The sequence below is a fragment of the Capilliphycus salinus ALCB114379 genome, from assembly GCF_047276495.1.
Classification (GTDB): domain Bacteria; phylum Cyanobacteriota; class Cyanobacteriia; order Cyanobacteriales; family Microcoleaceae; genus Capilliphycus; species Capilliphycus salinus.
This window is the reverse complement of record NZ_CP178543.1, coordinates 3,528,972-3,549,301: the sequence shown is the minus strand read 5'-3', so window position 1 is coordinate 3,549,301 and position 20,330 is coordinate 3,528,972. Positions and strand designations below refer to the sequence as shown.

Here is a 20,330-nt window from a genome sequence, read left to right as displayed (position 1 = left end):
CGTTCTAGGTAAAGAAAATAAACTTTTTTCGCCCGGTAAAATCGTTCGGCCCAGACAGGGGAGGAGACATTTTCATCTGGCGAAGTGGAAAACGCTTCGTTCCCTCACTAATAAAACGAAAGGTTTCATCATCAAACCAGAGTTCAATTTTAACCTCTACTTCCGAACGAATTGCTGGCTTCCGACTCAGAAACTTTTGCTGCTCGATAGCGCTTCTCCCAAGAAAAATAACGGGACTGGCTTCTAAAAGTCGTTGTAAATTTCGGAGAGAAATTTCTTGTTCTTCCCGACTGCGAGTTTTCATCATTCGCCGCCCTAAAAATAAGCGGTCTAACCGTTCAAACCGCAATAATCCCGGTTGAGAACCCCCTTCATGTTCAAAGCCCAAATACCACGCAAAACGGTAAAATACAATTTGTAATGGCCAAGCGAGAAATTCATCTTCTCTATCTCCAGGAAACCTTCCCCGTCCCGCCAAACGCCCTAATTTAACTAATTCTCCGCTTTCAATTATTTCCTCGACCTGTCGCAAATTGCACAGAAGAACGCTACTATGAAGATGATTTGAGTTAACTATACACCGATGAGCAATTGCTCTGACGGGATAGGGTGAATACCCGTCTAAATCACTTAACGCCATCCGTTCCGAAAACAGTTGATAAGTTTCTAATGCAATAGGATCTTCTATACTTTTAGCATGGGTTTGTAAAATCCCAAATATTTGTTTGAGTTCGGAGCGAGATAAAATACCCGTCCCCGCAAAATAGCCCTGTTTCAGGGAAAATGGGGGTAAAATATTATAGGGTTTGAGGACTTTTTCAATATCCTTACGCAGTTGATGATAGCAGTCTCCTTCTATTCCCGATTGTTGAGATAAAACTTTGGCTAAAGTTTTCAAGCTTCCCTTTCCGGTATCGGTGAGAAATGGCTGATTGAGAATTAAGCGAATAACCGTCAGTAATCGCTTAAACGGTTTAATATCAGAATAAGTATGAGCAGTAATTTCTGCATGAGAACAAGGCAGAATTTGTATTTCTACAGGAGCTAAAGTTTGGTCAAACTGTTGTTTTTGATGGAGCAAGCCATTTTCTTCTAAAAAATGTAAATCTTCTGTTAATGCTTTGCGGTCTGCATAAATTTTACCTTTAAGTTTCTCCAGAACTGTTGTGATTTCAGCCAAAGAATCTGGAAATTGAGGAACTTCACCCAAAACTTTTAATAACTCCTCGGAGGAATTTTCTTGTAATGTACCCAAACCGGGATATTCAATTAGTAAAGCGATTAAGTGCATCAACCGTTCAAAATCTAACAGACTAGAATAAGCATGAAACTCTATTTTTTCATTTTGGGTGCGGTTATTTCGGTTGGTGAGACTCCGAGGTAATGAAGTAATTTTTTGTTGAATTTTGTGAGAATCAAACTCGGCATTTTGAATGGTCGTAACGGCGGCAAACCCTTCCGCAATGATAGGTGGAAAATCTTGCAGATGTTGGTACATTTCTGCAATAATATTTTCGGGAACATGGCGATCACGTTTTTGGTTCCACTGCAAACAAACCGAAAGGGGCGTTTTTAGATACCACGCCATCCAATCACAATCTTGCCGGGAAAATTGCTGGAGTAAAGCCATTCGCCAAGAACGTTTGGTATTGGTCGCATCATAAATAACTGGCTTTCCCAAAGCTACATTTTCTTGAACTTGTCGCAGGACTTCCATTTCGATTTCATGCCATTGCCCTTGAGTTATTTCATTCCCATAAAGTTGACTGCGAATGTTATCGGTTGAGATCAGCGCAAAGTTCCCCAATGTTGCGAGTCGAGCCGCAAAAGTTGACTTTCCCGCCCCCGAAACTCCTATGATAAAATGACAAATTAGCTGATTAGTTTTCATTGAAAAATTACTCGAAATTTCCCGAGTGCAAATCAATAATGTTCAATCAAGATTTAGCCGCAGTAAATACTGGTTTCATCCCGCATCGATTAACTCATCAATTAGCCAGTCTCGTACAGCACAATAAATGTAATAACTAGCGTTTGTGTAATTGTTTCAGCAGTCTTTCAGAAATTCTCCTCTAATTTGGCTCAGAATTACCGAGGGAGCTTCACAACAGCGAATAAAGCTTTAAAGTATAGACGTTCATTGAGTTTTAGTTCTATGACAATTTTAATTTACCTCGACTTTTGAAAATGGGGTTGCATTTTCATGCGAATGACGAAACGTGAGCGGGTTTTCCAAGTCGGCTTGAAGAACTCTACTTTCAAGATTAAGGGTTTTCTTACAGAAAGTCATCAGTAAGCCTACGCAACTTTGTAATTTTTATGTGTACGATTAATTGGGTCAGTCTCCGTAAAATCACGGTTTATTCAATGTACGACTCAGGAAAAATCAAGGTTTTAGTCACCACCTTGACCTCTGACCCTAAAAGAATGTTTGAGCAACCCACCAAGTTAGCAAACAAAAAATCATGAGATGCCGGAGCTATCACTTTGACCGAAAAATTTAAACTTAAAAGTTATCCTCCCAATGCCTTGAAAAATAGAATAATGGCTTCTGTACACAACAAAACCAACAATCCTATCCCCACAAAAAAAGCGACTGGAATTAACAAGGGAATGATAAAAACCAGCACCACTATGAGAAAAATTCCAACAAACACCAACAAAATCTCCATGATGATTCTCCCGCAGTCAAACTGAAGCTCAAATAAACGCACCGCCAACTATTAATTAAATATCGGAAACAAGAATTAAAAAATAACCGAACCATTCCTAAGAAACTCAAATCAAAATCCGTAGTCTCTTTTTACCTAAACCCAACAGCCATCTGATTCAAAGCGGTTTCCCCTGGAGTTTTCGCCCGTCATCTCCTAGATTAGACCTCAACTCCGAAACCGACTACAGCTTTTATGCGAATGACGAAAATCAAGTAAGAATTTCCAGAACATCCAGTTATTCCCGGAGGGTCTGTCCCTTATTTGTGCGACTTGCTTCAAAGCCAAATAAATGTTAAACCAAACAAAAGCTCAGTCGTTGATATCTTAGACACATGAATGAAAAAATCCGCATTAGATTGACATCCTACGACCACACCGTTGTTCACAATGAGGTTGAACTTGTAGAAACCTTTGAAGCTGCTGAAGTCTCCACTCTAGGAAATAGAACGCCGATTGCAGTTGTTACTGACTTGACTTCTGAAACCGGAGAAGTCTTGAGTGAATTTCCAGTATTTTATGACAGCAGCTTTCAGCAGACTTGGTTTTAAAACCTCAAAGCTCACACAAAACTTGCCAATCCCTAGTAAACTTATTCAATCAATATTAAGACAATGGAATCAGTTGCATACATTATTATCTACAACAACAATCTCTCTGGAGTTCAAATCTTACAAAATTTTGAGGCTTACGGAACGAGTCTTGAGAGTACCGAATCAAGCACCAATACGGGTTCATTGTCCGCTCCAGGTGGAACGATAACGTTAGCACAGCCTTCGGGTTCGGAGTCAGACTCTATATTTCTTCCAAGCGATAATTTCTTATGGGGTTTCTAAATAAGTTAGAAAAGTCTTTGTTCTGCGCGAATAAGAAATATTGTCGAGATTCAGCCAATAAAAAGGCCCCGGCAATGGGACTATCATTTGATTTATTGATGAGAGTAAAACCTAGTTAGAAAAACGTCGCCGCAGCATACCAGCGCCAATGATACCAAAACCGATCAGGGTTGCATTTGTTGCGGGTTCGGGGACGGCTTGGGGAATCTCGACGGAGAATTCTATGGGAACTTCACCCACCAGAATACCGCTGAGATTGCTGGGATTGAACGTGCTAGTTTCGATAAAACTGGCTTCACCGCCTGCGCCCTCAAATACACCCTCGCCGCCAACAATAGTAACAGTACCCCGATTGTCGGCGATGCCTTCGGTGGGGCTAAAAATATTAAAAATGGCAAAAGTATCTGATAAACCCAACAATACATTATCGGTTTCGTCACCAGAATAAATATCCGAAAACTCCGGAGTTGGTAAATCCAAATTCAAGTCATTTGGATTGGCCCGAGTAATAATCAGTTGGCTGATGGGTAACCGAATAAATAATCATCTCCACCATAAGAAATTAACTGATCTTCTCCATTACCACCAAATAGTTGATCGTCTCCAGCATGAGTAGTTAAATTATCATTTCCATCGCCACCATATACAGTATCGTTACCTTGATTATCTAAACTTGCGAATAATTCAGGAATTTCACCACCATAAATATCATCATCACCCCCTTCACCATAGATAAGGTCATTGCCGAATCCACCGCCAATAGTATCTTGCCCCCCTCCTCCATTGATGTAATCGCTATAACTGCTATCATTTCCTTCTGGCTCTACACAAAGAGGTTGGATAGTTCCAACAATATCGCCATCGACCTCATAGCTATCACCTTCACAGAAACTGCCATCTCCGTGGAGTACATCATTTCCTAGCTCTCCATAAATAGAGTCTTTACCGCTACCGCCTTGAACTGTGTCGCTTCCCTCACCTCCGAATAAAATGTCGTCCCCGCTGCTGCCAGAGAGTAGATCTTCTCCATTTTGGCCACTAAGAAAATCCGATCCATATCCACCATTAAGTTCATCATTTCCGTCTCCCCCCCAGAGGCTATCGTTTTCTAGAGAACCATACAGAAAATCGCTACCATCATTTCCAATCAGACTATCACTACCTCGATCACCACCGATGGTATCGTTTTTAGGACTACCGATTAAAGTGTCATTTCCATCACGACCAGAAATATCCCAAGCTTTCCATTCTTTAGAAAATGGCCAGAAAGACCACTCCCTGTAAGCAGTAAAGCTGTTGCTAGAACTGTCACCATTGTAAGTTCCCATACTTCAATCCTCTTTACCTTATTTTGTTGAGAGCGCTATCACAGAGGCTCTATATTTTTTTCTGAAATGGCTCTACTTTTTTTCGGATTGAGCAAAAATCTCTATGGGTCAGTAGATCTTGGGATTTTGTTGTTCTGCGCGAATAAGAAAGTGGGGTGGCGGATTTCTTAATACTTGAAAATAATTGGTTTTAATTCTTGTTTAAGAACGTTTAAAAATTTAAAATTTAGTTAGATATCTTTATTGACGAAATAATACATAAAGTTTTCAAGATAATCTGTTCGCTTTATTTATTGATCAGTACAAAGATTCAGCGTCATTAAAAATTAGCCAATTCATACAAAAAGTCACTCATTTGAGTGACTCGACCATCAAAATTATCCTGACTAAGTAGTGATTGCTTCCTTGATCAAAGATTGAAGGTACTCTAGGTTAATTATTACAAAATATAAATTTAGCCCTATTGCGTTCAACTGGTATTATAATTTACTTGAGTGCATTTACTTAAGAATCAAAAATTTTCAATTTTATTTTCAGTAAACTATTGGGAGAGTTTCCCCCAATAGCCTATGAATTAGACACGAATTTAGGTCAGCGCGATCACCGCCAACCTAGAGTTCAGTTTTTGCCAGTTAACCGCTTTAGGTGAAGCCCCAAGCGGTCAAATATCGGAATTTCAGGTTGCATTGATAATGGTTGTCGAGTGTTGCGAGAAGTCCCGCAAAGGATAGGAAGCGATCGCCAAGTCATTGCGAGTTCTCAGTTGAGAGATAGTTGTGAAGTTGTAGGTTGCGATCGCTCTTATGACCCAAAGTTGAAGGTATCTAGGTGAATTAATACAAAATATTAAACTTGCCGTATTGCCTTCAACTAATATTGATCATTTAATTTAGGTACATCTACTGATCGAATCAAAGTTTCTACATTCTATTTGCAAGTTCGCTGAAACATTGCTGCTACATCATTAGCTTGCAACTACAGTTTTGTCGTGAGTATTTGCGTCTGTTAACGCTATTCATGACAACAGATTTGTTTGGGAGTATCTGCCACCAGTAAAGTTTGTCATTGATGCTGAGGGCTTTTTTCTAGCAGATATAGCATCTAAAACTCAACGATAAATAAGGAGATTAAAAATGTTTACAAATAAAGCAATCATCTACTTTACTTTTGAAGGTAGGACCATGTACATAAAAGATAAATACGATATTGCTACAGTAGTAAAGCTTTTCCAAAGTGGCGATTTCGTTGCACAAAAAACTTATATATTATCAGCTTGCCCACCTTCTTCTATGAGAAATCAGGTATTAAACTATATTAATCCAGACAGAATTTTAACATCTCTTACTCTGTTAGCAGATACTTATTGCCGAGGCATAGATTGCCAACTGGGTATCACTCTTGGTCAAACTTCGTATCAACTATCACAGAAAGCTTTTGAAACGACTTCAGCCAAGATTCATCGTCTCAAAGATACGAATAAAGCTATTGAACATACTAAAGAATTGCAAGATTTAGAAGATTGGCTCGCACTAATTCGGAACAATGCAGCAAATAGTGCCGTCAGTTGTGCCGTTGGTTTTCAATCTTTAGGACAACATAGAAAATCAATTAAGTTTGTTACCAAAGCAATTCAGTGGCTGAAAGCTAAAGAATATTATCGGGCAGTTGAGTGGTTTAAATCTCACGGATATAACGATGCAATAGACACAACATTGACTCTCACTCTTAAGATGATTGAGTCATATATAGAACTAGCAAAGTATGACAAAGCTATAGCATTAATAGACCAGACTAACTGGAACCCACTTTTTACAGAAGAGTGTTTTGAAGCATATTTGGTTGAGCGTCAAATAATTCAGGCATTGATTCAGAAACTTATGGAAAGGATACAGCAATCAATAATACTTCCTCCTGAATCAATAAAGGATAAAGAAGCTATTATTACTTTTCACGAACAGATCCTAAATACTGTTAAATCTATAGGAGAAAGTTTCTACCCTGAAGATTTAGCTTTATTTCAAATTATTGAGATCGAATTAAAGCAAAAGATAATAGATGTACCTGAATCTATATCTATAGCTGAATGGGGAAAACGAATGCAATCTACTATGGATAGAATAACCGATTTTATCAGTGGTGGAGGGAAGGAATTTAATCAACTTCAAAATCAGAAGCGCATCCGCAATGCGACAGCCATTTTTTTAGATTCAAAAACAGGGCATAACCCAGAAGGCATTAACCAATCAGTTCCTATTCTCATTCAAGCGCGAGATTGGGCTAGAGAACATAATTTTAGAGAAGATGAGAATGATGCCTTGTGGAGTTTGTACCTTTGCTACTCACGCACACAACAAGAAGCGCAAGCTATTGAAGTATTACAAGCATTACGAAAAAACTTAGAAGAGATGCGTCAGAGTATTTCTCACCCAATGAAACGAGCAGGTATCTTGCGTAAATTTCCCAACTTATTTGGGGATTTATGTCAACTGCTCTGTCGCTCCAATCGAGCTATTGAACTGTTAGACGCAATAGAAGGAGCAAAAGGTAGGGTATTGGCTGATGTTCTCACTGAAAAACTGAATCAACCAACTTCTGAAAAAGAATTGTCAGAACCATCGCAACAAATTCCGTTTTTAATGCAAGAAGTAAATGCTCACTATTTGAGTTATTTTGTGGATGATGAAGCAACTTACGCTGTTTTAGTTACTAAAGATGGCTCTCTGCATACCCAAGAAATTGTCATTGGCAAGAAACAAATTCAAGAATGGCTAGACTATAAAAAGATTGAGGATCACGATCCTCTCGATCCCCGAAACTGGGGCAAGACAATCTCTAAGAGACAGCAGAAGAACGTCATTAACCTATCAGAAAGCCTAGCTCCTTTAGTGAGCTGGCTAGAACCTTTAGCTACATCGGGTATTATTCAACAAAATGATCACATTTGTTATTGTCCGGATGAGGAATTACATTTGATTCCCTTGCATTATCTTCCTTTTCGGGGGAAACCTTTGGTTAATTATGTTTCTTTATCTCGCATTCAGGGAGCATTGGCGCTGGTAAATATACTGAAACGAGAATCATTAAAACCCAATGAGTTTACCGTAGTTCAGGTTTGGGCAAATGAGGATGTTTGTCAAGATGATTCCGAAAAGAAACAACAGGAGTCTAAGATAATGATTGCTGCTTTTAATCAGCCAGGAGAATGGTTAAACGAACAATTAACAGGGGAAATAGTTTCAGAAACAAATGCTGATTTGCCAACTGTTGCCAAGCTAAACTTATCTCAAAGAATCGTTCATTTTGCCAATCACGGAGATTTTCCATCACTAATGGAACAGGAACATAGTAAAAAGAATCCGTATCTAAATTCAGGCTTACTGTTAGCCAAAAATGGGCAACTTCCTCCTAGCAGTAAAATTAGTGACGAAGCTGGTTTGCTATCACCCCAACAGGTACTAAAGAAAAAACTGGATTTTCGAGGCAGCCATGTTACCTTGCAAGCTTGTGTTAGCGGTAGAGCTAAAGAGGGAATTGGTGGAGATGCCTTGGGATTAGAATGGGCTTTTTTACTGAATGGTGCAAGTAGTTCGCTGGCTAGTCATTGGAATGTTCATGCTGCTTGGGCGGCTAAGTTCAGCATAAAATTCTACCAGAAGTGGCTCGTTGAGAAAGCTTCACGAGCTGTAGCTTGGCGGGAAACTGTGCTGGAGTTGATGGGAGAATCTGCTCAACCTTACTACTGGGCTGCATTCAGTCTGTCAGGTGATTGGCGCTAAATAAAAGTTTATCAATAAGGAGAATTAGTCATGTCATCCAATCTAGTTGAACAACTTAATGCCTTGAGTGATTCTGATGCTGTTGCCTTTCTTCAGTATTTTAATCAAGGTCTTTTAGATGGAATTGTAGATGATTTTGGAGAGTTGATTGATGCAATTCCACAAACAATCAAATCAATGCCTGAATTTTCTGAAATTGATCGCCTCTCACTAGATGAAGAATCTCAGTTGGAAGGTGAAGAAGCTGTAGCTATTTCTCGCAAGATTTTGGAAAATTTGGCAAACAATCCAAGATTTGCTCCGTTGCTACAAAAGGCACTGGAAGCCTATAACAACTTAGAGAATATGCAAATGGGAGGTGGTAGAGCTAAAGACATTTTAGCTGTTGGACTTGCGGCTTCGATGATTCTTGTAGCTTCATCAGCGAAATATATTCACATTGATGCCTGGGGAATAACATTTTTACAAGAAGAAGCAAACCCAGAATTGGTTCAGCATATTGGGACACTTATAGAGCCTTTAGTGAATTTAGTTGGTAACTAAAAACACAATCTAGCTTCAGTGTAAAAGTCGGTGCCATCACCTAAGATCTTTACCTAAAACTTTCGTTCACTCACCGAGGAATTGAACTATGAGACAACAGAATTGTCAAACTAATTTACAAAGTGATGATGGACTTGTTGGTTACTGGCAGAGTAGTCAAGGTTCCTTGCAAATTAATGAAGACGGGACACTTCATTATGCAGGGCAAACCTACCTCTACATGACTCAGAACAATATTCTCATCATCGTACCGAGCGCCAATACCTACCCAAGCTCATATCCCTATTCAATTCTTTATCAACGAAGTGGCGACACTCTCAGACTCATGATCAACGGGCAAGAATTAACGTTCGTGCGGCAGTCGCAGACTAATCAAAACAGGACGGAGCTAAACTATAACCCTATAACGAACGCGATCGCAGGCGTTTGGGTTGGGGAGGAGTCCTGTTTAGACCCCTCCTATTACATGAGGTATACGCGCTACTTAATTCTTTATCCAGATAGCTCAGTTGGTTTTGATAAGACTGAAGGAGGCGGATCGTGGACTAAAGTTAGAGAATGTCTACAGCGCTTCAGTTATTTCTCTTCTCACCCTATGCAAAACCAGGACATTTGGGGAGAATGGCAGGCTGATGGAATCAACATCTTAATCTACTGGAGGAATAATCCAGTATGGCAGGGACAAGTTGATTTGAACAGTGGCAGGATGGTTATGTTCGGTGTAGGTGTAATTGAAGAAGGCACAAACGTCTTGTTTGAACGAAAAATGTAAAGGAAGCAATCGCAACTCGTTATCTCAAGTAATGAACTTGAAACAATATGCAGATTGAACCTGCAACTGCCGAAGATAATAACACATTTACTGAATGGCGAAAGTGCTATGGGAAAAGCGTCTCCCATTTAGTAAGTGGGGTGGCGGATTTCTTAAGATTAGAGACTTTAACTCTATGAAACCATGTCCCGAATTAATGATTGCTACACTTGCTGTTACTATGCCTGGGATTTCCATTTAGTTTGTGCTGTTCATCCCACTGAGCCGAACGATGAAACCTGCGAGGATTTTGAATCTGACCCCGAAACCGAAGCAATACTCTACAAAGACTTTCTCGGAGTAGGTGAACCCGTTGAGGTGGGTGGGGTGATTAATAATCCCTGACATCGTGACCCCGAAGAAAATTGGGCATCGCCAGGGACGAAGTATGTTGATGGGGAGTTAGTGTTTATTGAAGAAGACTCAGGAGTCGAGTGATTTATGATTAGAGTTCACTACACTGAATGAGACTCAATAAACTGTTCAATTGCTTTTTTAACTAAAACCCGTTGATTCTTATAATGAACTTGACCGCATTCAAGATAGCATTCAGCCGCCTCTATCAGTTCAGGACAATTGTCAGGATTGTCGATATCTTCTTTGACTGGTTTCTTCTGATTTTTTTGCTCAAAAATGAATTCGTTATAGGGATTTTTTTCCTTTAGCGATTCCCGCAGACGGTCGGGCTGTTGTTTTCCTTGGAATCGCTCGTTTAAATCGAAATCCAAACGCAAATAATCTCGCCCTGCACTTTCCAGGATGTGATAGCAGATAGCTTCAGAATTTTGGGCAGCAGGACTCATAAACATATCCGCTAGATTCCCGGCCCAGCCCAGTTGTCCCCATCCTTTGATTTCTTCATATTTGAACACCTTAGTTGTATTGCCAGTTCCAATGGAAAGGACAGTAATATCACTCAAGTTTAATCCGTTCTGTTTTTCAATTAACAAAGCATGAGCGACCGCCATTAAAGCGGGGTTATTTGCTGATACTCCACCGTCAATATGGGGTAGACTTTGGTGTTCATTATAGGGGAGTTCATAAGGGGGAAAAAACGTGGGTGCGGATGCCGAAGCCGTGCAAATTTTCCAGAGTTCAAGGTTGGAGTACCATGCAGTAGGATCGCTATTGTTAAACCAGGTTGTGTTTCGCGAATAAACGTCATAAGCTGGAATCAAAATATGGGGTTTATCAATACCTGCAATTGTCGGAGATTTATCCAACTTTTTCCCCAAAGGAGATTTCTTCAATTGGTTTTCCAAGACTTTAGCTAAACCCCGCTCTCCCTGTTCATGTGGATACAACACATGGCTGCCCACCGCTTGACTTACTTTCCGCCATTTTCGCTGCTCACGTACCGAGTCTAAGAAGATATCTTTTCCACTTTTTTGATAGAGTTCAATCATCTTATCCGCTTCCATCTGACAGGCAATTCCCGCAGCCAGAATTGAGCCAGTGGAGGTGCCAGAAACTAAGTCAAAATATTCATGTAATTTTTGTCCCGTCTTTTCTATCAGTGTCTTCTCTACCTCTTTGAGGATTGTGGCAGATAAAACTCCACGAATGCCGCCGCCATCTAAGCTGAGAATTTTGAAAGTCATGGTATTTCCTCACAAGTCGGTTTTTTACTTAACGCTCACCCCAGCCGAATTTTGATAAAATCAAGAGCTAATAAAACTATAATGAAGCATAATTGAATTTTTTTCTACTATTCCCGCAGAACAAACCTGACCACCCCCACAACGAACGAGGTCAGACTACTCTATAACAAGAGTAAGGTATGCGATCGCCATGAAGCCACAAATGATTATTCAGGGTTTAGTTGCCGTTGCCGTTTTGGGTATTGCAGCCGCCATTATTCTTCGTCCCCAATCCCAACATCAAACGGTTACGGTCAGCCGCTACTCCGACGTTCCGGTGAGCAAACAGTGGGAGGTCAAAGAAGTCGTCAACGGCACAACCCTAAAAGCATCACGGGGTTGGAAAACTTGTCGGCTTCAACTCTGTGGCGTTGAAATTGTCCCCGGTGAGGAACAGCAGGCGATCGCCTATCTCAAGCAGTTAGTTAATAACTCAAATAATCAAGTCGCCGTTTTGACCGTCAAACAGAACTCCGACGGTTGGTTGAGTGAAGTGTTCGTCAGTTTGGGTTCCGATAGCGAAGAATTAGCCAGCGCACTGTTGATAATGGAAGGATTGGCTGTTATTTCCCCTCAAGTTCAAAAATGCTTTTATCAAGAGGGGTTGGAAATGGCTGAGGAGTTGGCAACTCAAGAATAATGTTCTGCGGGAATAGTGAGAGTTGGCACTCTGTAACAGTTTCACGAGCCACACACATTGTTCTACAGGAATAATGGATGTGATCGCGGAGCGTGCCGTTAGGTGTATCGCGCGTTGCTAAAATATTACAACAACTTTATATCCAGGAATCGACTTATACCAAGATGTAGTTCGCTAGAAATCGCGCGTTGCTAAAATATTACAACAACTTTATATCCTATGCGTTCTAGATTCGTTCTTACTCCTGGATTTTGTCTCAATGGATTAGCGGTTATAGCTTTTTTGATTAGCTTATATTGCTGCACAAATCCAGGATTACAATCAATTCCTGCTAACTTTAACGGAACTTCAAATATCTTATTGCAGATCACGCTCTTTCTGTTGTTTATTCATTTTGGCTTGATGTCTTGGATGAGTATTTGGGTGATAGTGATTTGGGGTTGGATAATTTGGTTTATTAGCTCATTCAATAAACTTAATCAAAAAACAAATCGGGTTAAGTTCTTGATGGCCCCCGTGTTATTAGGGCTATTATATACTTTCTGGATTACCCAGATTCCATTAAAAATCAACTTTGCGCTTCATAAGCCTACTCTTGAACAATTGGCAAATCAATTAGAGGAAGAACCTGAAAAGCTAATTGAATTAGACCAAGGCATTAGCAACTTTCAAGTAATTGCTGGCTATCAACTAGACCCTACTAAAATCTCATTAATTATTGAAGGAATAGGAGCTTATCAAGGATTTATCCGTGATAATTCTCGCCAACCCAATCAATTTAAAGCGATTGAATATAGTTTTGCTCCGGGTAGTAATAACGGCGACCAATCAATGTATTATTTAGGGGATGGTTGGTATGTCTTTCAGAACTATTTTGATTAATGTTTAAGTTCGGTATTGTCAGGCGATCACCACTAACAACACCACACTTTGTTCTACGCGAATAAGGAAATTAGAACGGGGGGCTGCCCCAAAAGTAATGGAGTACACCCCAATCCGTTTAATCAAATAAGTTGTCCAATAAGTCAACAACCTCGGTTAACGGACTTTGTTCCTTGACAATCCTGACTTTGAAATCTGAGGCTTCAACCTCGATTGAGAACCCTGTGGATGCAAGGAGCATCAGACAGAGTGTAACTTTTTTCATGGCTGTGTTTTTAACGCCATAATTAAGTACCCAGACAATCTCGGTTTTGGAGTCAAAGCAAGGACATCGGCAGAGTGACAGTGACCTGGGAGAAGCGGGGAAACTTGTATTATCCTTTGAAATAAAGACTCTAGACTATAGACTCTTTAATCTTGACTCTAGACTCTTGAGTTTATCCTTCAATTCATCCTCATCGGAGATGTCATCCCAATCAACAGGCATGGCTTGAAACAGTTCCAGGGCAGCTTGAAACCAAACTTCAAATTATTAAGTGTCAAAGACTGTAAGCTTTAGTGGTACAGCAGTTCCCAACCATGATGCGTGTTCAGTATGGTCTTCAAGATCGTTTCCAGTAAGCCCATGTACAAGAACTGATAAGCCTTCCCGGTTCTCCTCCAACCAAGGAATCAGTAGGTCAAACTGCATACAATCACGCGGCAAGTTGGCAACTCCAACAAGGGTGCGGCCCAACCAGTTTCCGATGTATTTGACCTACTTGCACACCAAAGATTTCACCAGCTTGGGAGCAAAGTAATGAAGCCTTTTCTACAGAAGTTTCATCGAAATAGACATGGGCGTGATAATGGTTATATTTATTGGATGGTTGCCTAGTCATTGAGAAATTGAATAAGAGGTTTAACTTATAATTGTGCCGCAGTTGCTGGATAAATATGTTTCTCAAGTTCAAGACTATCCCAATAGGGATGCGTTGATGGTGGCTGAGGAATTGACCGGAAAATAGCTGTTGTTCGAGTAGAACAGTTTTAGAGGTAGACAATTAACAATTATAAGCCCAGATATTGAGGAACCCATCAAATGATTAAATTATTGACACTTATTCTGATGCTTACCACTGGCACTGCAACGGCGGAGGATCAGCAACAAACCATCCCGGCTCAGTTTTGGGGGAAGTGGGACTGGGATTTAAAAAGCTGTAGTTCTCGTACATCTGAGGGAAGGTTTATCATTAGTGCAGACCGTATCGAGTTTTATGAAAGTATGGGTTCTGTTCGTTCTGTCGTGACTCATGGTAATTCTGACCTAGAGCTAACTATGGAGTTGTCCGGCGAGGGAGAAACTTGGATTTCCAACTATTATTTTCGGCTTTCGGATGATCAGAAGTCTTTGACATCTTCAACCAACGGTAATCCTGGATTTGTGCGTTACCGATGCCCATGATTCAAGGTTGTTGTTAAAAAATACTAAGCCATAAATTATAGTTGCATCTAATGTGGGCTGAGAATTTATGATTGCAGTCTCAGTTGCAATAATGTAGTTTCGCTCCCACGCGATGATTGTGGGTCGAGCGATTTATAATTGCAGGTCGCTATATGTATCGATGTTACATATTTGTTTGAGGGATTTAATAGCGGATAAATTAATACATTTACACAAAAGGGGTTTATGTAAAAGCAAACCATTAAGTTTGTAAAGAGTTGATGAAAATTCCGGACTTTAAATATCAAAGCAGAGCCATTATGATATCTTCAATTAAAGGTAAATTGTACTTAATAATTAATGTCTTTTTTACCATGTTCTACGTGTACAAGGCTTTAAGGAAAGAGTACATATTGCAACATTAACCATTCAAGGGAACTTGTGTTAGGGAAAACGCTTTTAGGTGAAAAATACATGACTATAAAGAACTTACGAGTCAGTTTATCTGCTCTCGTTGGAGCAATTGTTGCTGGAATAGGGATATCTGGCGCTGCACAGGCAGCAGTATTTACGGGCAGTTTAGAAGTCGGTGAAATTGCCACTTTTAAGTTTGAAGCCACCGGACTTTTTGACTTTCTAGAGCTTTCTACTGACGGCAGTGATTTTGATACAGAACTAGGACTTTACGATGCGTCTGGCAATTTAATTAATAACGATGATGATGGGGGTACAGGCCTTCAGTCTTTTATTCGTGTTGACGATAGCCCTAGCCTGGATGGGGTCTTGACCGCAGTTTTGGGTGGGTTTGACACAATCTTTGGCCCAACTTTAGCAGATGTTACTCCTGGCTTCTCTGCTGGTAATTTCACCTTGTCTATCGATACCTTGGCTCTCTTACAAACGATCGTCATCACTGGACCGTTTACATCTGGTTCGTTGGAACAGTTTCCCATCAGACCTGTTGATGATTTGGAGCGCTTAACTGTTGACACCCAAGGCAGTAATTTTGATACAGAATTAGGACTGTACGATGCTGATGGCAACTTAGTCAATAATGATGATGACGGTGGCTTAAATCTATTGTCTTTACTCGAAGTTAGACCTGACCAAGGTAATTTCGATGGAGATTTAACAGTTGTTCTAGGAGCTTTCGATACTATCTTTGGGCCTACAGTTGATGATGTAGAGACATTTTCAGGCTCATCTGGTAACTTCCAAGTCAATATCAACCAGTTTGCTTCTACGGGTGGAGTAAGGAGCGTTCCTGAACCTGCAACTATCCTGGGTCTTCTTGCCGTTGGCGGTCTCGGTTTAGCCACAAAACGAAAATCTGCTTAGTAGTGTAGAGTACCCACGTCCCCAAGTCTTCAACAGTCGTGCTACAGCCATCTCAGCTACATTCCCAATAAAACGGAGGCGTATAGAATCGAACTCTTGATGGCTGTTAAACCGCAGGCGTTTTCAAAACGCTGTCGGAGTCCGTGCCGGACAACCTCCATAAGATTTTGGTGGAGACGTGGGGAATTGAACCCCAATTCTGCAACCGTCCCGATAGTTGGTTTCCTCGCTCTGCAATCGCCAATCCCGTCCCCCAATTTGGCATTACTTTTCAAACGGACGGTGAACCACGCAGGTTGAACCCCTGTATCACTCTGTCGTATCTATGCTACAAGCTGTCAAGGATGTAATACAATTGGTTGTTATTTGGCGGAAATAGAAGTTTGGTGAAATAGGGGCAACCTAATAAAGTTTTGTAAATTCGACTGTTTTTTTAGCTCAAATTGATAAGTCGTACAAATGCTGTTGTATAAGCTCTACTGATGTATCACCCGTGCATATTTTCGTATTTTCAAGCCCATAAATAGAACAGTAAAAAAAAGTAGAGGATAAAAATTGTAGTTTAGTCCGAATCGATAGTCTATCATTTAAGTTTCTCTATTTATCCAAGAAAAAAAGGTTTAGAGTTTTGGTAAAAGGCTTGAAAATGTCGGATTTTTAATAAATAAATATAATGTCACATAAATGAGCGACTTGCAATAACTCTTCAAAATATATTACTAATAAAGCCAGGTAAAACTTTCTGGATTTCTCAAAAATTTAGAGGAAGCTTAGGCATCAAAACAGAACAATAAAAACTACTCGCTCCGAGTAGAAGGAGATACCGATTATGACTATTATCTGGGACGAAACTCCTGAAAAGGAGACTTACAATAACTCTATCTTTGATTCAATTGCAGCTAAAGCCGACACAGGTAACTACATTTTAGGTGGGGTTGCTAGCGATGATACTGAGGACATTGACATTTCGGAAGAATTGATTGTACAGGAGACTGTTGAACTAAATCAAGGTCGCCTCCAAATTCGTATTCCAATTTCTAACCCCGGAAATGTACTAACAACTTGTCAATCACAATGCAAGGTTTGTATATGTCTATGTAATATTAGCCTTTGTTCTGCGACTAATTCAAATTTAGGATTTTCGGATGAGTTCTTTAGTTAAAGCACCTTAAATAAGGATTAGTCAATTTCCCAGTTCGCTGCCAAGATATTTCCCAGTTTATCGACAACTTAATTGGTAGCAAACTGGGTTCGGGGAGAAGTCTTAAGTCATTCTATTTTTGAAAATAACTTTTCAAGACATTTAATAGACCTACCGAGTTAACTTCCAGATTTTTTACAAACAGGAACCTGTAACAAGTTTGACTACAGAATTTTTACCAGAACAATTTTTAGCAATCTTCGGTCAAACTGTTGGATTAATTTCCTGTTAATTTCTGTTGTCATAAATGCTCTTGCTGTCAGTCTATGAAGCTTAATGATCTCTGTGAAATCTTTGAGACACTTTCTTTTCCGAGGGTTGATGAGATCTCTCATCCTGAAAAAGCTGTTGTCCGTCAAGCACGGGATAAGATCTCAGAAGCTATATTAAATGAATGCTTTCTTTCAGACTGCCTTTTCTATGAATTGCAGTTAATTGAATCGAACCGCCTACGACGTGGACTTGTTCCTTTCTTTATTCATCCAAACTTGGGCATACAATTTGCATTCGGGTATTGGCAGCCTGGTGTCACTCCCGGCCCCCATGAACACACTGCATGGACAATTACAGCCGTATGTCGAAATACACTTCAAGTGTTAACTTATGATCGAGATGAGTCTTATCGACGACAAGAACTTGTACCCAAGAACTGTTTTCAAGCTCTAGCAGGAGAAGTTGGTTATATCTACGAGCCATGTATTCACGAGCCTAGAAATAATACACATAATTGGTCTTTTTCACTTCATATTACCAGTCCGCGAGACGGTGAACCCTTGAATGATTATGTAGAGCCATTGTCAGTTCTTTCCTTCCCAGGTCAGTCTCCTGTAACTTCTGAAGAACATCCTTACTTTCATGTTCTTCGAGCGCGTCAACGTGAGAGGCATCTTCAACAAATTGTTCACATTCTGACAACAATAAATACATCTCAAACTTCCAAATTGTTTCAAAAATGCTACGAACTTTCGTCCACAGCAACACGAAGGTTAATTAATTCCATCGCTCCAAAATTTACCCCAGATGTTGTACCTGAATCACAGTGGATACTTAGGAAAATCCATGAAAATATGATTCTTAATTCTTATTGTGAAAAAGATATGGTATTGCTATGTCTGGAAACTCCCAGAGGCTTACAAGAAATGTTTCGGATTAGTAATATCGCACGGGAAGCAATTGAGTTGGTAGCCAAAGAGCCGATTTTTAATGTCAAAAAAATTCCGGGTAATCTCTCTGATGATGAGATAATTTTTCTGGGCGAAGCACTTGAAAATACAGGACTATTTAGGAGAACTTGTCAATGACGATAACAAAAACTAATTCCGCATTGGACGCATTGACTTATGAAGCGCCATTTTTGATTGAAAAGCTCTTAAAAGAGCATATCGTTGAAACTGAAGCAGAAGGTCATGTCCTATTTATGGAGGTCAAGCGATTTATTGTGCTTACCCAATCTGAAAATACAGTCATTTGGGATATGTACTCCCTTAGAATTGATGAAGTTTGGCATCAGTTTATTCTATTCACCCGTGAGTATATAGATTTTTGCTTACGTTATTTTGGCAAATATGTGCAGCATAGTCCAAGTAATGCACCCAAACCTGTTACTGTTCCGAATGGTAAACCACTTACTGCCCTTAGCTTTGAAAATTTTCAGATTCGTTATCAAGAATTATTTGGAAAACCACTTCCTTCAGTATGGTTTGATGAAACGAGTGTAACACCACAAAGGCGTGTAGTTAACTATAACGCTAACCAGTTGATTGTTTGCGATGACAACCAAGGTATGGTTAATTTGCTGGATCAAACAGGAACTGTTCTAATCTCAGTGAATGAAATCGCTCGGGATGCTTTTGATTTTATTGCTAAGACTGGCACATTTTATGTGCGAGAGCTACCTGGTGAGCTAACTAGCGAAGAGAAAACTGCGATAGTAGAAATACTTGTAAAGTATAAAATACTTCGAGTAGCGCCTTAACTTAACTGTTTGCCCCAGACTCCTTACGGTTACTGTAGTCCACAGTGAGTTTGTTTTTTTTCAGATGGCTGCGCCAATAAATTTCACGTTATGCGACATGATTTTCAGCTTATGTGCCGAACCAACAATGTACTAGAACTGATAAATAACATCTTGTTCTACGCGAATAAGGAAAGTATGCTATCAACAACGCACCCCCATATCAGTTACAGTGTGTCACAAGTAGCATAAATCCAGCACCCATGACCACCAAGAAGATCAGGGCTGTTACCTACCTTCGGCCGCAATACCACAAACAACTTCAGTTTCAAAAATCTGTGCCTTTTATTTCCCAAGAATTTGATTGACAGCTTCTATCAAACCGGATGCCATCACATCGGGTTGAGGATAGGCAGAAAGATAACTTCCTTCGGAGGAGGTAATAAAGGCAGTTTTCAACCCCGCTCGAATTGCTCCGGCAATATCCCAGGCGTGAGCCGCAATCATCCAAATTTCTCCCGAAGCATTTTGCCCTAATAGCTGATAAACATCCTGGTGGGGCTTGGTGATTTGAATTTCATCGCAAGAACGCACTATGGCTCCCTTCGGTCGCCACGCTACGCTATCGGCAAAATATGGCAGCGCCCCCGCTTTTTCCAGCAAATTGTGCGTCGATTCGATACCGCCATTGGTGAGGGCGACAAGCCGCCAACCCGCTTCCGTCAACCGTTGAAATGCTTCCAATGCTCCCGTCTCCAACTCCAATTCGTTGAAGGCTGAAAGAACGTGTGCTTGCCGTTCCGGGTCGATTTCGACATTAAATAACTTCAGAGTGCGGGGGAGTTCAGCTTCCAACATCTGGTTGAGGGGTTGATACCCGCCCGCATGGGACAGGGCGAAGGCATCCCGTAACGTTTGAGCGAACCACAGTTGGAGTGCATAAGTAGGTAGACCCAACTCAACTAAACGCTGCTTGGGTTTGTTTAAGTTAAAGCAGGTGCCAATCATGTCAAACGCAACCGTGCCTGGAGCAATCATACTCATAGGGTCGAATTAATTATTTTCTCTCTAAGTCTACTTAGCTTTGGGAAACCCCACTATGACCCAACAAAAATCTGAGTTCTCCCCAACGTAACAATTATAATTAGTTTCTAGAAGTTGGGGTTTTAAAAAGCGTCACACTAAGCGTCTTTTTACTAACCAGCTAACGTCACGCCATCAGATCAATAATAAGCTATAGGTTGGGC

The 20,330-nt window shown here is 40.3% G+C and carries 22 protein-coding genes; 13 read left to right on the top strand and 9 right to left on the bottom strand.

Translation table 11 applies throughout. The features are described 5' to 3' along the window. Positions 1-4: 4 nt before the first annotated feature. Together ACL6C3_RS14785 and ACL6C3_RS14780 are read right to left on the bottom strand one after the other, a co-directional pair. On the bottom strand, positions 5-1,891 hold the full coding sequence (locus ACL6C3_RS14785) for an AAA family ATPase (protein WP_413167972.1): 1,887 nt from the start codon (positions 1,889-1,891) through the stop codon (positions 5-7). A 622-nt stretch (positions 1,892-2,513) separates the two neighbouring features. Beyond that, positions 2,514-2,672 (bottom strand): hypothetical protein, encoded by a 159-nt coding sequence (locus ACL6C3_RS14780; RefSeq protein ID WP_413167970.1) that lies wholly within the window; start codon positions 2,670-2,672, stop codon positions 2,514-2,516. 374 nt (positions 2,673-3,046) lie between these two features. On the opposite strand from ACL6C3_RS14780, the gene ACL6C3_RS14775 reads away from it, so the two are divergent. Next, a complete protein-coding gene (locus ACL6C3_RS14775) occupies positions 3,047-3,262 on the top strand; it encodes a hypothetical protein (RefSeq protein ID WP_413167969.1) in 216 nt (71 codons plus the stop codon). A 63-nt stretch (positions 3,263-3,325) separates the two neighbouring features. Then, on the top strand, positions 3,326-3,547 hold the full coding sequence (locus ACL6C3_RS14770; RefSeq protein WP_413167968.1) for a hypothetical protein: 222 nt from the start codon (positions 3,326-3,328) through the stop codon (positions 3,545-3,547). Positions 3,548-3,658: 111 nt separating this feature from the next. Here the strand turns inward: ACL6C3_RS14770 and ACL6C3_RS14765 are convergent, their stop codons facing one another. Together ACL6C3_RS14765 and ACL6C3_RS14760 are read right to left on the bottom strand one after the other, a co-directional pair. After that, on the bottom strand, positions 3,659-4,027 hold the full coding sequence (locus tag ACL6C3_RS14765; RefSeq protein ID WP_413167967.1) for a hypothetical protein: 369 nt from the start codon (positions 4,025-4,027) through the stop codon (positions 3,659-3,661). A 32-nt stretch (positions 4,028-4,059) separates the two neighbouring features. Continuing rightward, a complete protein-coding gene (locus ACL6C3_RS14760) occupies positions 4,060-4,875 on the bottom strand; it encodes a calcium-binding protein (RefSeq protein WP_413167966.1) in 816 nt (271 codons plus the stop codon). A gap of 1,133 nt (positions 4,876-6,008) precedes the next feature. Here ACL6C3_RS14760 and ACL6C3_RS14755 point away from each other — a divergent pair. From ACL6C3_RS14755 to ACL6C3_RS14740, 4 genes are all read left to right on the top strand, one after another. Further along, positions 6,009-8,651, top strand: a complete 2,643-nt coding sequence (locus ACL6C3_RS14755) for a CHAT domain-containing protein (RefSeq protein WP_413167965.1) — start codon at positions 6,009-6,011, stop codon at positions 8,649-8,651. A gap of 30 nt (positions 8,652-8,681) precedes the next feature. Beyond that, positions 8,682-9,194 (top strand): hypothetical protein, encoded by a 513-nt coding sequence (locus ACL6C3_RS14750; protein ID WP_413167964.1) that lies wholly within the window; start codon positions 8,682-8,684, stop codon positions 9,192-9,194. Positions 9,195-9,282: 88 nt separating this feature from the next. Then, positions 9,283-9,966 (top strand): hypothetical protein, encoded by a 684-nt coding sequence (locus ACL6C3_RS14745; RefSeq protein ID WP_413167963.1) that lies wholly within the window; start codon positions 9,283-9,285, stop codon positions 9,964-9,966. A 183-nt stretch (positions 9,967-10,149) separates the two neighbouring features. Further along, a complete protein-coding gene (locus tag ACL6C3_RS14740) occupies positions 10,150-10,350 on the top strand; it encodes a hypothetical protein (protein WP_413167962.1) in 201 nt (66 codons plus the stop codon). 110 nt (positions 10,351-10,460) lie between these two features. Here the strand turns inward: ACL6C3_RS14740 and ACL6C3_RS14735 are convergent, their stop codons facing one another. Next, positions 10,461-11,606 carry a patatin-like phospholipase family protein gene (locus ACL6C3_RS14735; protein ID WP_413167961.1) on the bottom strand — a complete coding sequence of 382 codons (1,146 nt, stop codon included), beginning with the start codon at positions 11,604-11,606 and terminating at the stop codon, positions 10,461-10,463. A 190-nt stretch (positions 11,607-11,796) separates the two neighbouring features. Between ACL6C3_RS14735 and ACL6C3_RS14730 the strand changes: the two genes are divergently transcribed. Continuing rightward, entirely contained in the window at positions 11,797-12,285 is a 489-nt protein-coding gene (locus ACL6C3_RS14730) for a hypothetical protein (protein WP_413167960.1), read from the top strand. A 219-nt stretch (positions 12,286-12,504) separates the two neighbouring features. Then, the gene (locus ACL6C3_RS14725) at positions 12,505-13,167 is read left to right on the top strand and encodes a hypothetical protein (RefSeq protein ID WP_413167959.1); all 663 of its coding nucleotides are present in this window, start codon (positions 12,505-12,507) and stop codon (positions 13,165-13,167) included. 532 nt (positions 13,168-13,699) lie between these two features. Here ACL6C3_RS14725 and ACL6C3_RS14720 read toward each other — a convergent pair. Both ACL6C3_RS14720 and ACL6C3_RS14715 read right to left on the bottom strand, forming a co-directional pair. Next, positions 13,700-13,858, bottom strand: a complete 159-nt coding sequence (locus tag ACL6C3_RS14720) for a DOPA 4,5-dioxygenase family protein (RefSeq protein ID WP_413167957.1) — start codon at positions 13,856-13,858, stop codon at positions 13,700-13,702. Positions 13,859-13,862: 4 nt separating this feature from the next. Then, positions 13,863-14,048 (bottom strand): DOPA 4,5-dioxygenase family protein, encoded by a 186-nt coding sequence (locus tag ACL6C3_RS14715; protein WP_413167956.1) that lies wholly within the window; start codon positions 14,046-14,048, stop codon positions 13,863-13,865. Positions 14,049-14,275: 227 nt separating this feature from the next. Here ACL6C3_RS14715 and ACL6C3_RS14710 point away from each other — a divergent pair, with 227 nt between their 5' ends. Both ACL6C3_RS14710 and ACL6C3_RS14705 read left to right on the top strand, forming a co-directional pair. Continuing rightward, on the top strand, positions 14,276-14,611 hold the full coding sequence (locus tag ACL6C3_RS14710; RefSeq protein WP_413167955.1) for a hypothetical protein: 336 nt from the start codon (positions 14,276-14,278) through the stop codon (positions 14,609-14,611). Between the two features lie 420 nt (positions 14,612-15,031). Continuing rightward, on the top strand, positions 15,032-15,928 hold the full coding sequence (locus tag ACL6C3_RS14705; RefSeq protein WP_413167953.1) for a PEP-CTERM sorting domain-containing protein: 897 nt from the start codon (positions 15,032-15,034) through the stop codon (positions 15,926-15,928). Between the two features lie 106 nt (positions 15,929-16,034). On the opposite strand, the gene ACL6C3_RS14700 is transcribed toward ACL6C3_RS14705, so the two are convergent. Next, positions 16,035-16,193 (bottom strand): hypothetical protein, encoded by a 159-nt coding sequence (locus ACL6C3_RS14700; protein WP_413167952.1) that lies wholly within the window; start codon positions 16,191-16,193, stop codon positions 16,035-16,037. 564 nt (positions 16,194-16,757) lie between these two features. On the opposite strand from ACL6C3_RS14700, the gene ACL6C3_RS14695 reads away from it, so the two are divergent. The 3 genes from ACL6C3_RS14695 to ACL6C3_RS14685 all read left to right on the top strand — a co-directional run bounded on the left by ACL6C3_RS14695 (position 16,758) and on the right by ACL6C3_RS14685 (position 19,104). After that, positions 16,758-17,090: a hypothetical protein gene (locus ACL6C3_RS14695; protein ID WP_413167951.1), complete on the top strand. Its 333-nt coding sequence runs from the start codon at positions 16,758-16,760 to the stop codon at positions 17,088-17,090. Positions 17,091-17,395: 305 nt separating this feature from the next. Next, positions 17,396-18,430: a hypothetical protein gene (locus ACL6C3_RS14690; RefSeq protein ID WP_413167950.1), complete on the top strand. Its 1,035-nt coding sequence runs from the start codon at positions 17,396-17,398 to the stop codon at positions 18,428-18,430. After that, the gene (locus ACL6C3_RS14685) at positions 18,427-19,104 is read left to right on the top strand and encodes a glycine-rich domain-containing protein (RefSeq protein WP_413167948.1); all 678 of its coding nucleotides are present in this window, start codon (positions 18,427-18,429) and stop codon (positions 19,102-19,104) included. The genes ACL6C3_RS14690 and ACL6C3_RS14685 overlap by 4 nt, the downstream gene beginning before the upstream one ends. Positions 19,105-19,428: 324 nt before the next feature. Here the strand turns inward: ACL6C3_RS14685 and ACL6C3_RS14680 are convergent, their stop codons facing one another. After that, entirely contained in the window at positions 19,429-20,127 is a 699-nt protein-coding gene (locus tag ACL6C3_RS14680; protein WP_413167947.1) for an HAD family hydrolase, read from the bottom strand. Between the last annotated feature and the right edge of the window lie 203 nt (positions 20,128-20,330).

Coding starts and splice junctions, on each gene's coding strand:
- ACL6C3_RS14785 (WP_413167972.1), bottom strand. CDS start 1,891: ATGAAAACTAATCAGCTAATTTGTCATTTTATCATAGGAGTTTCGGGG.
- ACL6C3_RS14780 (WP_413167970.1), bottom strand. CDS start 2,672: ATGGAGATTTTGTTGGTGTTTGTTGGAATTTTTCTCATAGTGGTGCTG.
- ACL6C3_RS14775 (WP_413167969.1), top strand. CDS start 3,047: ATGAATGAAAAAATCCGCATTAGATTGACATCCTACGACCACACCGTT.
- ACL6C3_RS14770 (WP_413167968.1), top strand. CDS start 3,326: ATGGAATCAGTTGCATACATTATTATCTACAACAACAATCTCTCTGGA.
- ACL6C3_RS14760 (WP_413167966.1), bottom strand. CDS start 4,875: ATGGGAACTTACAATGGTGACAGTTCTAGCAACAGCTTTACTGCTTAC.
- ACL6C3_RS14755 (WP_413167965.1), top strand. CDS start 6,009: ATGTTTACAAATAAAGCAATCATCTACTTTACTTTTGAAGGTAGGACC.
- ACL6C3_RS14750 (WP_413167964.1), top strand. CDS start 8,682: ATGTCATCCAATCTAGTTGAACAACTTAATGCCTTGAGTGATTCTGAT.
- ACL6C3_RS14745 (WP_413167963.1), top strand. CDS start 9,283: ATGAGACAACAGAATTGTCAAACTAATTTACAAAGTGATGATGGACTT.
- ACL6C3_RS14740 (WP_413167962.1), top strand. CDS start 10,150: ATGTCCCGAATTAATGATTGCTACACTTGCTGTTACTATGCCTGGGAT.
- ACL6C3_RS14735 (WP_413167961.1), bottom strand. CDS start 11,606: ATGACTTTCAAAATTCTCAGCTTAGATGGCGGCGGCATTCGTGGAGTT.
- ACL6C3_RS14730 (WP_413167960.1), top strand. CDS start 11,797: ATGAAGCCACAAATGATTATTCAGGGTTTAGTTGCCGTTGCCGTTTTG.
- ACL6C3_RS14725 (WP_413167959.1), top strand. CDS start 12,505: ATGCGTTCTAGATTCGTTCTTACTCCTGGATTTTGTCTCAATGGATTA.
- ACL6C3_RS14720 (WP_413167957.1), bottom strand. CDS start 13,858: ATGCAGTTTGACCTACTGATTCCTTGGTTGGAGGAGAACCGGGAAGGC.
- ACL6C3_RS14715 (WP_413167956.1), bottom strand. CDS start 14,048: ATGACTAGGCAACCATCCAATAAATATAACCATTATCACGCCCATGTC.
- ACL6C3_RS14710 (WP_413167955.1), top strand. CDS start 14,276: ATGCTTACCACTGGCACTGCAACGGCGGAGGATCAGCAACAAACCATC.
- ACL6C3_RS14700 (WP_413167952.1), bottom strand. CDS start 16,193: ATGCCAAATTGGGGGACGGGATTGGCGATTGCAGAGCGAGGAAACCAA.
- ACL6C3_RS14695 (WP_413167951.1), top strand. CDS start 16,758: ATGACTATTATCTGGGACGAAACTCCTGAAAAGGAGACTTACAATAAC.
- ACL6C3_RS14690 (WP_413167950.1), top strand. CDS start 17,396: ATGAAGCTTAATGATCTCTGTGAAATCTTTGAGACACTTTCTTTTCCG.
- ACL6C3_RS14685 (WP_413167948.1), top strand. CDS start 18,427: ATGACGATAACAAAAACTAATTCCGCATTGGACGCATTGACTTATGAA.
- ACL6C3_RS14680 (WP_413167947.1), bottom strand. CDS start 20,127: ATGAGTATGATTGCTCCAGGCACGGTTGCGTTTGACATGATTGGCACC.